This is a genomic window from Campylobacter devanensis, from assembly GCF_002139915.1.
Taxonomy (GTDB): domain Bacteria; phylum Campylobacterota; class Campylobacteria; order Campylobacterales; family Campylobacteraceae; genus Campylobacter; species Campylobacter devanensis.
Genome location: NZ_CP018788.1, coordinates 424,364 through 437,246 on the forward strand (window position 1 = coordinate 424,364; position 12,883 = coordinate 437,246).

Sequence of the window (12,883 nt, forward strand, 5' to 3'; positions counted from 1 at the left end):
GGCTCTATAATTTAGCGATTTAAAAGAGTATTTATAAATTCAACTTCATTTAAATTATTTTTAGAGATAAACTCTTTAATGCTGGTATCTTCAAATTCAATATTTTTACTATTTAAGTATTTTTTAACCGCAGTTTTATCACTATTTAAAGCCATCATCGCACTACTTAAATTTGCACTCATAAAGCTAGAGTATAGCTCTTTTTGTGGTAGTTTTGACTTGTTTGAATTTGGAGCAAAAACCACAAATATTATAGCAGCTATTATGGTAGCACTTATAAAGCCAAGTTTTTTGCCAGTAAAATATTTCTTAAATGGCGCAAGATTAGCAAATATATGAAGCACACATGCAAGTACCATTACTATGCCGATATATTCGTGGGCTATCTTGATACCATAGTTTTTAAGATCAAAAAACATAAAAACACCAGTAACACCAACAATGGCAAATGTAGCGATAGTCGCTGTAGTAGCTATTGGTTTGGAGACTTTCATTATCTATCCTTTGAGTTAAATTTGGCAAAATTATTTCAAGAATATGTTAAAAATATGTGAATTAACAAAATTAAGTTATTTTACAAAAGATATATTTGTTATAGCAATTTTATTAGATAAATTTAGAGTTATTATTGTCGTATTTTATAATAACAAAGGAGTGAATTTATCTTAAAACATGTAAAAATGAGTACGCTTTACTAACTCCGTCAGTATGCAAGGCGTACCACAAGGCTCGTTTTTCTTGCTCAATGCTATTGACCGCACCGCTAAAAACTACATCACACTGTACGATATGAATGTTGATATTTGTGCTATCAATGAGTGGATCAACTATTAGATCAGTTTTAATTTTAGTTAGCAATGCTAATTCATCAAAGAAATGACATGCGTTTGGCGTTTTGAAATTTATATATGTTTTAATATGATTTATACCAATTGTATCACGAGCTAAATTGATCAGTTCTATTTTATCATCCATTGTAGCAACCTCTCCAATTAGCAATACTTCGCCCCATTGAGAGACTATATCTAGATGAAAATTGCTTAAATTTGCACTAGCTAGGATTTTGGCTTGAAGTTTTTTTTGTATTACATTATCTTTTATTATTGTGTAGATTCCTCGTTCATCTTTATTGATAGTATAAGCATCATATATTGAAGTTAAATTAAATAGTGGCGATTTAAAAGTGCAGCCACTTAGAATAATACTAGCAAAAATCATATAAAATATAAATTTCATTGGATAATTTTATCTAAATTTCAACAAAATATCTCTTAAAAACTTTTAAAAATATATATTTAGCTTGAATTTATTAAAATTTCGATAAAATCTAGTCTTGCATTATGTAAATTTAGTGATGCCAAAGGTTAGGTATATGCGATACGGCAAAGTTTTTCTTGCTTCTGGACTATTGAGAAGAGCTATAATTATTTTAGCGATATTTCTTGCTATGAGTGGTTTTAGCTTGCATTTTATATTTACTAATGATAATATAAGCAATACCGTATATTTAGGCTTTTCAACGCTTGCGATTATGCTTTTAGTGCTACTTTTGGAGATATTTTTATTTATTAAAAATAATCTTATTATACCAATTGCTAATACTAAAATGTTTATTGATAAACTAGCTCGCAAAGAGATTATCGATCCAGTTTCAAATTTTGATTTTTATCATATAAATAAAAATATTTATGATTTATTTACATCGTGGGTATGCTCACAAAATAGCCTAAAATACTATATGGAATATTATAGTTTATTATTTGATAGAAGTGATATAAAGATTTTATTTATCGATGCTAAAGATGGCTCTATAATGGATGCTAGCCGTTGTGCGGTGGAGTTTTATGGCTACTCTAAGGGCGAGCTATTAACAATGAGTATATTTGATATTCGTGTAAATGATGGAGCAAAAACTAACTATCATAAGCATAAATTAGCTAGTGGTGAGATTAAATTTGTTGAGGTGATTAGCACTCCAGTAAGCTTATATTTTAATGATTCATATTTTATGATTATTTTAGATGCTTCAAAAGCACAAGAAAAAATAGAGAGTCTAAATAGTGAGATTGGAATGATTGAGCATAATCCTGCAATTGTTATTAAATTTATCTATGATGAGAGCTGGATGAGCACTCAGCTTAGTTCAAATGCAAATTTATTAATTCCAAATGATGTTAAACAAATTGATATAAAAACTTTATGTCATAGTGATGATATCACTCCATTAAGCTTGGAGTTAGAAAGAAAGATAAAATTAGAAAATAGCATATATGATATGAAAAAAGAGCTTGATAGAGCTTATAGATTTAGGTTAAATAGTGGCGAGTATGGGTGGTTTAGACTTTTTGTTTCAAGTATGAAAAATAAAGATAACAAAACAGAAGTTACTATGTTTTTAGTTGATAGCACTGAACAAGAGATTTTAAAAGAGATTTTATCTAGTAAATTAAAACGCTATGAAAGTAGAATTTTAAGCAGTAACTTGTTAGGTTTTGAGTATTTTGCTCAAAGTGGTATTTTTAAATTTAGTATCGATTTTGTTGAGTTTTTAGGATATAAAAATAGTATTGATATGGGAGTTAGTTCTATTGAGGATATATATAAAATTGTTTATAGAGATGATATTGATATTTTAATTGATGAGTTAGATAGGTATATAGATGGCAGTTCACGGTTAATTGAGTGTGATATAAGGCTAATTAAAAAAGATGGAAATCGAATTTATGTTCGAATTAAAGCCAAAGCTCTAGATACACTAAATGACTCTGATGAGATTATTGGTACTGCTACAGATATTAGTGATCATCATAATTTTGTAGTTCAAAACGCTATATCTAAGGCGATTATGCTTAGTTCTATTAATGGAATATTAATTTGTGATGCAACTGGAAATATATTAGATGTCAATGAAAGCTTTACAAAAATTACTGGATATAGCAAAAAAGAAGTTATTGGTAAAAAACCGCAAATCCTGCACTCAGGTAAACATGATAATGTATTTTATGCTAAAATGTGGTCTGATATTAAGCATTTTGGTAGTTGGAGTGGAAGAATCTATAATAAAAATCGTTCCGGTGAAATTTATCAAGAGCATCTAGTAATCACAGCTATTAAAGATGAACATGAGATAATTCAGCGATATGTGGCACAATTTTATAAAATAATGGAGTAAGGAGAGAATTTGAATTTGGATACACAAAAGATTTATGAACACGATATCCCAGATGGGTCAAAGCTATATTTTGGCGCTAGCGCTAAGCTTAAAAGAGAGATTGAAGCTAAAGCAGCTGAAATTTTAGAAAAGAATGAATTTAGCGAGATTATCACTCCATATTTTAGCCATCATCAGCGTCAAAGCGTAAAGCCTGAGAATTTAATTCGTTTTGGCGATAAGCAAAATTTAGAGATTGCTCTTCGTAGCGATAGCACAATAGATGTAGTTAGGATTACTACAAAAAGATTAAAAGATAGCGATACTAAAAGGTGGTTTTACATTCAGCCGGTATTTAAACATCCAACTAGTGAAATTTATCAAATCGGTGCTGAGATTTTAGGCGATAGCAGTATTATGCCGTGCATAGATATAGTTAGTGAGATTTTTAGAGAATTTGGTATTAGTGCGCATTTGCAAATTAGCAATATTCAAATTCCAAAAATTATTTGCCAGCTACTAAATTTACCAATTAGCGTATTTGAAAATGGTAGATTGGAAGTAATTTTGGGACTAAATTTACCATGGTTAAACCGCCTAGCAAATATAAAAAGCGATGCTGATATAGATGCGGTTATTGCTATTGCGCCAAGTGAGCTAAAAGAGCCGTTAAACTCGATAAAAGGATTAGCTAGTAACTATGATAAACGAATATATGCACCGCTATATTATTCTAAAATGAGATATTATGATAAGCTATTTTTTAGGTTTTTATGCGATAATAGCATTTTAAGTAGTGGCGGAAGCTATGAAATTGATGGAAACATCTCAGCTGGGTTTGCTATATTTAGCGATGCTGTGATAGAGAATTTAAGAAGCAAATAAAGGATTGATATGACAAAAGCGGATTTAATTGTTGGAATTCAGTGGGGTGATGAAGGTAAAGGTAAAATCGTAGATATGCTCTCGCAAAATTATGATTTAGTATGTAGAAGTGGTGGCGGACATAATGCTGGTCATACTATATGGGTAGATGGCGTAAAATATGCGCTTCATTTAGTTCCAAGTGGTATTTTACACCCAAATATTATAAATATAATTGGCAATGGCGTAGTGGTAAATCCTGAGGTTTTAATCAAAGAAATGTCACAATTTAAGAATCTAGAAGGAAGATTTTACATTAGTGATAGAGCTCATCTAAATTTAGCCTACCACTCGCTAATTGACCAGGCTAAAGAGAGATTAAAAGGCGATAAGGCTATAGGTACAACTGGTAAAGGTATTGGCCCAGCATATGCTGATAAGATTAGTCGCACAGGGCATAGGGTTGGCGAGCTTTTAAATCCTGAGCTATTAAGTACAAATTTAATGAATGATTTTGAAACTAACAGGGTTTATTTAGATGCTCTTGGTGTGCAAATTCCTAGCAAAGATGAGATCTATCAAGAACTTAAAGGTTTTAAAGAGGCTTTAGCGCCTTATATTGCTGATACTACTCAAATTTTATGGAGAGCAATGAGTGAGAATAAAAAAATTCTCCTTGAAGGCGCTCAAGGAACGCTTCTAGATATCGATCACGGAACATATCCATATGTAACTAGCTCAAATACTATTGCAGCTGGAGCTTGTACTGGGCTTGGACTTAGTCCAAAAAGTATTGGCGATGTGATTGGTATTTTAAAAGCTTATACAACTAGAGTTGGCAATGGAGCATTCCCAACAGAAGATCACGGCGTAGATGGACAAACTATGTGCGAAGTGGGTAAAGAGTACGGCACAACTACCGGTAGAAGACGCAGATGTGGATGGTTAGATGCTGTAGCTGTTAGATATGCCTCAATGCTAAATGGCGTTGATAGCTATGCACTAATGAAGCTTGATGTGCTAGATGGATTTAAAACCATTAAAATTTGTAAAGCTTATGAATATCAAGGAGAGATAATTGATTATATGCCTGCAAATTTAGATGAGGTTACGCCTATTTATGAAGAGCTTGAGGGTTGGGATAGCATTAGTGGAATTAAGCATTATGATGACTTGCCACTAAATGCTAAGAGATATATTAATCGTATTGAGGAGTTAACTGGAGTTAGAGTCAGTATCGTCTCAACAAGTCCAGAAAGGAGCGATACAATACTAAGATGAGTAATCAATTTACCCAAATAGTCAAAGTCAAAGAAGAGGAGTTAAATAAGCTTGAAATGAGCCTAGCACGAGCCAAGGCTACATTTCGTGAGCTTACTCGCTCTATAGATGCAATCAATGCCGAGCTTAATATGAGCAAATTTCCCAAAAGAGGCTCATCAATGAAAATTCAAGCCACAATTGAGCAGCAAAAGCTTTTAAGAATGCAAAAAGATAAGATTAAAGAGAAGATTTTGCTTACTCAAAAAGAGATTGTGCATTTTGAATTTCAGTATAAAAAGGCCTATATTGAACTTGAAAAATTTAAATATATGGAGAAAGAAGAGACTCAAAAAGAGTTAAAAAATCTTAGAAAAAAAGAGGCTAAAAATCTAGATGATATGGGAACTATGAGGCACTCATTTTTAAATAAGGATAGGTATTGAAATTTATATATTTTATTATATTTTTGGCTAGTTTGTTGTATGCTGCAAGTGAGAATAATGATGAGATTTTAGCCGATAGAGAGGCAAAGATTGCTAAAAATTTAGAATTAATAGATAGCTCGCGCCAAGAGCTAGAGGCTTATAGAGCTGCAACAAATACGCTATTTAATCAACGTGAAGAACAGATTTTAGCTAAAGAAAGAGATCTAAATAAAACCTTAGCGCAGATTTCTCAAAAAGAAGAAAATATTAAAAAAATGCTTGATAAAAATGAGAAAATTTTATCTGAGATCAAGAGCATTACAAATGATAAGATTCTATCCGTTTATGCTAAGATGAAAGACGGAGCTGCAGCCACCATAATTGCTCAGCTTCCACGTGATGAGGCAGCAAAGGTTTTGCATGCGCTAGATCCAAAGAAGATATCGACAATATTTGCTAAGATGGATCCGCAAATAGCAGCTGAACTTACGCAAATTTTGAAAAATGATGAGCTTTTTAAGGATTTAAATTCAACTAAATAAATTTAATTTATCTTGCTATTTTTAGCTGATTTTATATATTTTTTTGATAAAATTAGTCAAAAATTTATAAAGGTCATTTAAATGCGTATTAAACTTCCACATGCTCCATATATAGCAAGAAAGATTACAACTGATCTCTTAGGCTCTGGTTTTGTTAAATTCAAAAGCGGTACAGAGCCTATAACCGCCGTTGCTCGGGAGATTCTTTGTGCTGATATAAATAAGGAAAGAGCCCTAGAAGAGCGTGTAAAAGAGCTTTTGGAACAAAATGAGAATGAGATCGATTTTATGCAAATTGATCGCAAGAATATGTTTTGGTTGATTAAGAAAAAATTAGCCAAAGAGTTTGGAGTAATGCTCTCATATGATGACCGTTATAGTAGTCTATCGCATGAGATTTTACAAAGATTATGGAGAGAAAATTTAATCGATTATAGCGTTTCAGAAAATAGGGTTAAAAATTTGATCTATGGCGCAATAGAGAGCTATTTAAAACAGTATGAAGCTATCGAAGATAGCGTAGCAGATAGATTAGAAAACTATAAGAAAAAGCTAATACCAGGCACTGAGGAGTATGATTTGATATTTGAAAGACTCTATGAAGAAGAGCTTAGCAAAAGAGGAATGATATAATGAAGGCATATATTTATTTAGAAAATGGTGTTTATTTAGAAGCTAAGGCTTTTGGTAAGGGTGGGAGTGCTTTTGGCGAGCTTGTGTTTAATACATCTTTGACTGGCTATGAAGAGATTATTACAGATCCTAGTTATGCTGGACAGTTTATTGTATTTACTATGCCTGAAATTGGGATTGTAGGTATAAATGATGATGATACAGAAAGTAGTAAAATTCACGCAAGTGGCGTATTTATGCGTAATTTTAATGCCAATCCAAGTAATTTTAGATCAACACAAAATATTGAAAAGTTTTTTTACGACCAAGGCAAATTTGGTGTGTATGATATAGATACAAGATATTTAACTAAGATGTTAAGAGATAGTGGAAATTTAAGAGTATATGTCTCAACTGAGATTAGTGATAAAGATGAGCTTAAAAAAGCTTTAGAAAGTAGTGCTAGAATCGATGAGATAAATTACGTAAGTATCGTAAGCACAAAAAAGCCATATATTCACACTGCTTCAAGATGGGAGCATAAAAACCAAGCTTATGGTAGTGTAAATTCAATTGGTAAAAGAGTTGCCGTTATTGATTATGGTGTTAAAAGAAATATATTAAATGAGCTTTGTAGTGTTGGTCTTGAACTTGAAGTATATCCGCACGATGTACAAGGTGAAGTTTTAATTGACAAATTTAATAAAGGTCAAATTCATGGAGTATTTCTAAGTAATGGTCCTGGTGAGCCTAGAATGCTAGTTAATGAGATTGCTCAGATTAAAAAACTAATAGCAGCTAATATTCCGATGTTTGGTATCTGTCTTGGTCATCAGTTGCTTTCAAATGCTTATGGTTATGAGACTTATAAACTTAAATTTGGTCAGCATGGAGCCAATCATCCAGTTCAAAATTTAGAGACAAAAAGTATAGAGATTACAGCGCAAAATCATAACTATAATGTTCCAGAGAATATCTGCGAAGTAGCTACAATTACCCATAGAAATCTTTTTGATAATACTATTGAAGGGGTATGTTATAATAGTGGAAAAGTATTTTCAGTTCAGCATCACCCAGAAGCAAGCAGCGGCCCAAATGAGAGCAAATATATATTTAAGAAATTTATAGAAATTCTATAATGGAGCTTACTACCATCCTTGCTACTATTACACTTGCGGTTGGTTTTAGCCTTTCGCACTGCATTGGTATGTGTGGCGGGTTTGTGGTAGCTTGTGCTGTAAAGCTTAGTCAAAAAGATAGAACAACTAGACTAATTTTATCTTTAGGTTATCACCTTAGTAGGGTTTTAGCTTATGTAATTTTGGGTATTTTTTTTGGACTTTTTGGCTCAGCAGTTATCTTTAGCGGTGTTAGCAAGGGTTTGCTTATATTTTTTGCTGGAGTAGTTTTAATTATTTTGGCTTTTGGTATTTTTAAAAGAGGTAAACTCCTTTCTTGTATTGAAAATCAAAAATTAAGTTCATTGATTATACCGTTACTTGGTAAATTTAGACAAAAAAATAGTACTATCTCATTTTTAATCTTAGGTTTTTTAAATGGACTTTTACCTTGTGGGGTTGTATATTATTTTTTAGCTATGTCTCTTGGAAGTGGGTCTTTGGTAAATGGGGCGATTATTATGGCTATTTTTGGTCTTAGTACAATTCCGGTAATGATGGGATCGGGATGGATTTTATCAACTTTGAGTAATAAATTTAAAAATTATATAAATTTAGCTTCATTTTTGATTATGCTTGGGTATGGAATTTATCTTTTATATTTAGGATTTATGGTTTTAAAATGAAATTACGACAATATCAAAGAGCCATTGATGAGAGCAATATCGTATCAAAAACTGATATAAATGGGATTATAACTTTTGTTAATGATGAGTTTTGTAAAATTAGTGGCTATTTAAGAGATGAGTTAATCGGACAATCGCATAATATCGTTCGTCATCCAGATGTGCCGGCTGAGTATTTTAAACATCTTTGGGAGACGATTTTAAATAAAAAAATTTACAAAGGATTGATTAAAAATAGAACCAAAGATGGCAAAGCTGTTTATCTAAATACTACGATTATCCCGATTTTAGATGATAATAATGAAATTGAGGAATTTGTGGCGATTCGTTATGATATTACTGAGATGATTGAGTTAAATGAAAGGCTTATGAGGGCGCAAAATGATTTGCGTAAGACTAAAAAATTAGTTGAACTAAATAGAGAACTAGAAGAGCGTGTAGCAATTGAGGTGGCTAAAAATGAAGAACAAAGTAAGTTAATGTTTCAGCAAAGCCGCCTAGCTAATATGGGTGAAATGCTGGCTAATATTTCACATCAGTGGCGTCAACCTTTACATGAGTTAAGTATAAATTTATATAAACTCAAACAAAGCACTAAAGAACCAAGCTCACAATTTATTGAGATTTATGAGCATTCAAAGGCTGTGATTAAAGGAATGAGTAGTATTATTGATAACTTTAGAAATTTTTTTACTAATAATGGTGATGATGAAAGATTTTCTCTTAAAGATGCTGCTCAAGATGCGATTTTAATGCTAGAGAATACTTTTAAAAATGCATCTATAAAACTCGAGATAGATATAGATGATAATATCTATATAGTAGGGCGTCAAAATGAGATGGCTCAGATATTTATAAATCTATTTTCAAATTCAAAAGATGCTTTTTTTCAGCATAATATAAAAGATAAGAGAGTAAATGTAAGAGCATATATTCAAAATGATACAAATCAACAGATCAAATATGCTATAATCACGATTTTTGATAATGCTGGTGGGATAGAAGATAGTGTGAGTGATAAGTTATTTGATCCATATTTTACTACCAAGCACCCAAATGTAGGAACAGGTTTGGGGTTATATATTGTTAGGAGAATTGTGAGCAAATTACAAGGTCAAATTAGTGTAAGCAACCTTGAAAATGGCGCTTGCTTTGAAATTAAAATACCATTAAACGGAGATAATGATGAATGATATACTAAAAAACCTAACTATTTTGTTTGTCGAAGATGAGGAGAAAATAAGAACTTCAATAGCTAATGTCATGGAGGATGTTTTTAAAAAGGTAATTGTAGCTGGAAATGGCGATGAAGGGCTAAAAAAATTTAAAAAATATAATCCAGATTTGGTTATTACAGATATTATAATGCCTATAATGGATGGTTTAGAGATGGCTAAAGAGATTAAGTGCATATCTAGATTTACACCTGTTATGGTACTAAGTGCCTTTAGCCAAAAGGAGAGATTGCTAAGTGCGATTGATGTAGGAATTGATAAATATTTAATTAAACCAATTGATATCGAAGAGTTATTTGATGCTATTTGTAAGCTTGCTAAAGAGAAAATTGGCGTAGCATCTGAGATAGAGATTGGAAATGGATTTAAATTTAATAAAACCAAAAGAGTTCTAATAAATAGTGCTGGTGAGGAGATTGGGCTGACTAAAAAAGAGCTAGCATTTGTAGCGATTTTAGCTCAAAGGATTGATACATTAGTCTTACACGAAGAGATTAAACAAAGCGTCTGGACAGGAGAGAAGGTAAGTGATGCAGCTATTAGAACCTTTATAAAAAGAATTCGTGATAAAGTTGGAGCGAATTTAATTAAGAATATCCCAGGTCTTGGCTATAAAATCACTACCAAAGATGAGTAACTTTGTAAAACTATCTAAAATTTTAAAATTATCGGAGTTGCTTTAAAGTATGGTAACTCCATACTTTTATACTCTTTTTAAAATCTTTTAAATTAATTTTTGATATTTTTTCATTATTTTAAGTTAATTTATATTTTATTTACCATATAATTAAAAGTATTTTTTTCAAAAAGATAACAAACTTTACAGGAGGACTTTTAATGCAGCCAAGTAATGCATTGAACTACGACTATACAGTCGCTAAGTACTTCATGTTTACCACTATTATCTTTGGTATAGTTGGTATGGGTATCGGTACTTTGATAGCTTTTCAAATGGCTTACCCAGACCTTAACTATCTAGCTGGTGAATATGGAACATTTAGCCGTCTTAGACCACTTCACACAAACGGTGTGATTTACGGATTTATGTTGTCAGGTATTTTTGCTACCTGGTATTATATTGGACAAAGAGTGCTTAAAGTATCTATGAGCGAATCTAAATTTCTAATGTTCATAGGTAAGCTTCACTTCTGGCTATATGTATTGGTTATAGCTTTAGCTGTTGTAACTCTTTTTGCTGGTGTTTCTACATCTAAAGAGTACGCAGAGCTTGAGTGGCCAATTGATATTATAGTTGTTGTTGTGTGGGTTTTATGGGGTGTTAGTATATTTGGATTAATTGGAATCCGCCGTGAAAAAACTCTATATATCTCTTTATGGTATTACATTGCTACATTCCTTGGCGTAGCTATGCTATATCTATTTAACAATATGGAAGTACCTACACGTCTAGTATCTGGTATGGGTAGTTGGATCCACTCTGTATCTATGTATGCAGGTACAAATGATGCGCTAGTTCAATGGTGGTTTGGACACAATGCGGTTGCGTTTGTATTTACAGTTGCAATTATTGCTCAAATTTATTACTTCCTACCAAAAGAGAGTGGTCAGCCAATCTTTTCATATAAGTTATCTCTATTCTCATTTTGGGGTTTAATGTTTGTATATCTTTGGGCTGGTGGTCACCACCTTATTTATTCTACTGTTCCAGATTGGATGCAGACTATGGGATCAATATTTTCTATAGTTCTTATCTTACCTAGTTGGGGTTCTGCTATCAATATGCTTTTAACAATGAAAGGCGAATGGGGACAATTAAGAGATAATCCACTAATTAAATTTATGGTATTAGCCTCTACATTCTATATGTTCTCTACTTTAGAAGGACCAATTCTTTCAATAAAATCAGTAAATGCTCTAGCGCACTTTACAGATTGGATTCCTGGACACGTTCATGATGGTACTTTAGGCTGGGTTGGATTTATGACTATGGCTGCACTATACCATATGACTCCACGGGTCTTTAAGCGTGAATTATATAGCAAATCTCTAATGGAAGCACAATTTTGGATCCAAACTACAGGTATCGTACTATACTTTGCATCTATGTGGATCGCTGGTATCACACAAGGTATGATGTGGAGAGCTACAGATGAATATGGTAACCTTGCTTATTCATTTATAGATACAGTTACTGTTCTTATCCCATACTATTGGATTAGAGCTATCGGTGGTTTATTATATCTAATCGGTTTCTTTATGTTTGCTTACAATATTATGAAATCTATCTCATCAAGTAAGCCTATAGATCGTGAGCCAGTAAGTGCTTCACCAATGGCTGCGTAAGGAGGGATGTATGTTTAGTTGGTTAGAGAAAAATCCATTCTTTTTTGCGGTATTTGTGTTTATCTTTATAGCATATGCTGGTGTTGTCGAGATTTTGCCAGATTTTGCTGATCGTGCTAGACCTGTAGAACACAAAAAACCATATACAGTATTACAATTAGCTGGTCGCCATGTATATATATCTGATAGCTGTAATGCTTGTCACTCTCAGCTAATTCGACCATTTAAATCTGAAACAGATAGATATGGCATGTATTCAGTAAGTGGTGAATTTGCTTATGATAGACCATTTTTATGGGGATCAAAAAGAACTGGTCCAGATCTAGCTAGAATTGGTAATTATAGAAGTGTTGACTGGCATGAAAATCATATGAAAGATCCAGTAAGCGTAGTTCCAGGATCTATTATGCCTGCTTATGCTCATATGTTTAATAAAAATGCAGACATAGAGACTGCTTATGCTGAAGCTGTTACAGTTAAAAAAGTATTTAATGTTCCTTATGATATGGAAGGAATGCCAAAGCTAGGTAGCTGGGAAGAGGCTCAAGCAGAGGTAAGAGCAGAAGCGGAGGCTATCGTAAGCCAGATGAAAGATCAAGATGTAAAAGATGCATTTGCTAGAGGCGAAATCCGCCAAATAGTTGCATTGATTGCATATTTAAATAGCTTAAAATAAGGTTTGT

The 12,883-nt window shown here is 32.4% G+C and carries 14 protein-coding genes; 12 read left to right on the forward strand and 2 right to left on the reverse strand.

All coding sequences use genetic code 11. From position 1 onward, the window contains the following. Positions 1-11 precede the first annotated feature (11 nt). The gene (locus tag CIGN_RS02165; protein ID WP_086225486.1) at positions 12-494 is read right to left on the reverse strand and encodes a DUF4405 domain-containing protein; all 483 of its coding nucleotides are present in this window, start codon (positions 492-494) and stop codon (positions 12-14) included. A gap of 166 nt (positions 495-660) precedes the next feature. Beyond that, on the reverse strand, positions 661-1,236 hold the full coding sequence (locus tag CIGN_RS02170) for a BON domain-containing protein (RefSeq protein ID WP_086302093.1): 576 nt from the start codon (positions 1,234-1,236) through the stop codon (positions 661-663). A gap of 172 nt (positions 1,237-1,408) precedes the next feature. Here CIGN_RS02170 and CIGN_RS02175 point away from each other — a divergent pair, with 172 nt between their 5' ends. The 12 genes from CIGN_RS02175 (at position 1,409) to ccoO (ending at position 12,876) form a co-directional block, all read left to right on the forward strand. Then, positions 1,409-3,172, forward strand: coding sequence for a PAS domain-containing protein (locus CIGN_RS02175; protein ID WP_187692245.1), 1,764 nt, complete (start codon positions 1,409-1,411; stop codon positions 3,170-3,172). 15 nt (positions 3,173-3,187) lie between these two features. Next, entirely contained in the window at positions 3,188-4,036 is an 849-nt protein-coding gene (locus CIGN_RS02180) for an ATP phosphoribosyltransferase regulatory subunit (RefSeq protein WP_434780852.1), read from the forward strand. A 9-nt stretch (positions 4,037-4,045) separates the two neighbouring features. Beyond that, the gene (locus CIGN_RS02185) at positions 4,046-5,296 is read left to right on the forward strand and encodes an adenylosuccinate synthase (protein WP_086229863.1); all 1,251 of its coding nucleotides are present in this window, start codon (positions 4,046-4,048) and stop codon (positions 5,294-5,296) included. After that, the gene (locus CIGN_RS02190; RefSeq protein WP_086225481.1) at positions 5,293-5,721 is read left to right on the forward strand and encodes a flagellar FliJ family protein; all 429 of its coding nucleotides are present in this window, start codon (positions 5,293-5,295) and stop codon (positions 5,719-5,721) included. The genes CIGN_RS02185 and CIGN_RS02190 overlap by 4 nt, the downstream gene beginning before the upstream one ends. Further along, positions 5,718-6,245, forward strand: a complete 528-nt coding sequence (locus tag CIGN_RS02195; RefSeq protein ID WP_086229862.1) for a MotE family protein — start codon at positions 5,718-5,720, stop codon at positions 6,243-6,245. Before CIGN_RS02190 ends, CIGN_RS02195 begins: the two co-directional genes overlap by 4 nt. 81 nt (positions 6,246-6,326) lie before the next feature. Next, positions 6,327-6,878, forward strand: a complete 552-nt coding sequence (locus CIGN_RS02200) for a DUF507 family protein (protein WP_086229861.1) — start codon at positions 6,327-6,329, stop codon at positions 6,876-6,878. Continuing rightward, the gene (gene carA, locus CIGN_RS02205) at positions 6,878-7,996 is read left to right on the forward strand and encodes a glutamine-hydrolyzing carbamoyl-phosphate synthase small subunit (protein ID WP_086302095.1); all 1,119 of its coding nucleotides are present in this window, start codon (positions 6,878-6,880) and stop codon (positions 7,994-7,996) included. Before CIGN_RS02200 ends, carA begins: the two co-directional genes overlap by 1 nt. Further along, a complete protein-coding gene (locus CIGN_RS02210; protein WP_086227313.1) occupies positions 7,996-8,661 on the forward strand; it encodes a sulfite exporter TauE/SafE family protein in 666 nt (221 codons plus the stop codon). Before carA ends, CIGN_RS02210 begins: the two co-directional genes overlap by 1 nt. Next, the gene (locus tag CIGN_RS02215) at positions 8,658-9,854 is read left to right on the forward strand and encodes a PAS domain-containing sensor histidine kinase (protein WP_181892517.1); all 1,197 of its coding nucleotides are present in this window, start codon (positions 8,658-8,660) and stop codon (positions 9,852-9,854) included. Before CIGN_RS02210 ends, CIGN_RS02215 begins: the two co-directional genes overlap by 4 nt. Beyond that, on the forward strand, positions 9,847-10,533 hold the full coding sequence (locus CIGN_RS02220; RefSeq protein WP_086302097.1) for a response regulator transcription factor: 687 nt from the start codon (positions 9,847-9,849) through the stop codon (positions 10,531-10,533). The genes CIGN_RS02215 and CIGN_RS02220 overlap by 8 nt, the downstream gene beginning before the upstream one ends. Before the next feature lie 200 nt (positions 10,534-10,733). Further along, entirely contained in the window at positions 10,734-12,200 is a 1,467-nt protein-coding gene (ccoN, locus tag CIGN_RS02225; protein ID WP_086267674.1) for a cytochrome-c oxidase, cbb3-type subunit I, read from the forward strand. 10 nt (positions 12,201-12,210) lie between these two features. Beyond that, complete coding sequence (gene ccoO, locus CIGN_RS02230) at positions 12,211-12,876, forward strand: cytochrome-c oxidase, cbb3-type subunit II (RefSeq protein ID WP_086302098.1); 666 nt, start codon at positions 12,211-12,213, stop codon at positions 12,874-12,876. The last annotated feature ends 7 nt before the right edge of the window (positions 12,877-12,883 follow it).

Bases quoted from the DNA above. Each gene is read 5' to 3' on its own strand.
- CIGN_RS02190 (WP_086225481.1), top strand. From the start codon at position 5,293: ATGAGTAATCAATTTACCCAAATAGTCAAAGTCAAAGAAGAGGAGTTA.
- ccoN (WP_086267674.1), top strand. From the start codon at position 10,734: ATGCAGCCAAGTAATGCATTGAACTACGACTATACAGTCGCTAAGTAC.
- CIGN_RS02170 (WP_086302093.1), bottom strand. From the start codon at position 1,236: ATGAAATTTATATTTTATATGATTTTTGCTAGTATTATTCTAAGTGGC.
- carA (WP_086302095.1), top strand. From the start codon at position 6,878: ATGAAGGCATATATTTATTTAGAAAATGGTGTTTATTTAGAAGCTAAG.
- CIGN_RS02210 (WP_086227313.1), top strand. From the start codon at position 7,996: ATGGAGCTTACTACCATCCTTGCTACTATTACACTTGCGGTTGGTTTT.
- CIGN_RS02200 (WP_086229861.1), top strand. From the start codon at position 6,327: ATGCGTATTAAACTTCCACATGCTCCATATATAGCAAGAAAGATTACA.
- CIGN_RS02215 (WP_181892517.1), top strand. From the start codon at position 8,658: ATGAAATTACGACAATATCAAAGAGCCATTGATGAGAGCAATATCGTA.
- CIGN_RS02185 (WP_086229863.1), top strand. From the start codon at position 4,046: ATGACAAAAGCGGATTTAATTGTTGGAATTCAGTGGGGTGATGAAGGT.
- ccoO (WP_086302098.1), top strand. From the start codon at position 12,211: ATGTTTAGTTGGTTAGAGAAAAATCCATTCTTTTTTGCGGTATTTGTG.
- CIGN_RS02165 (WP_086225486.1), bottom strand. From the start codon at position 494: ATGAAAGTCTCCAAACCAATAGCTACTACAGCGACTATCGCTACATTT.
- CIGN_RS02220 (WP_086302097.1), top strand. From the start codon at position 9,847: ATGAATGATATACTAAAAAACCTAACTATTTTGTTTGTCGAAGATGAG.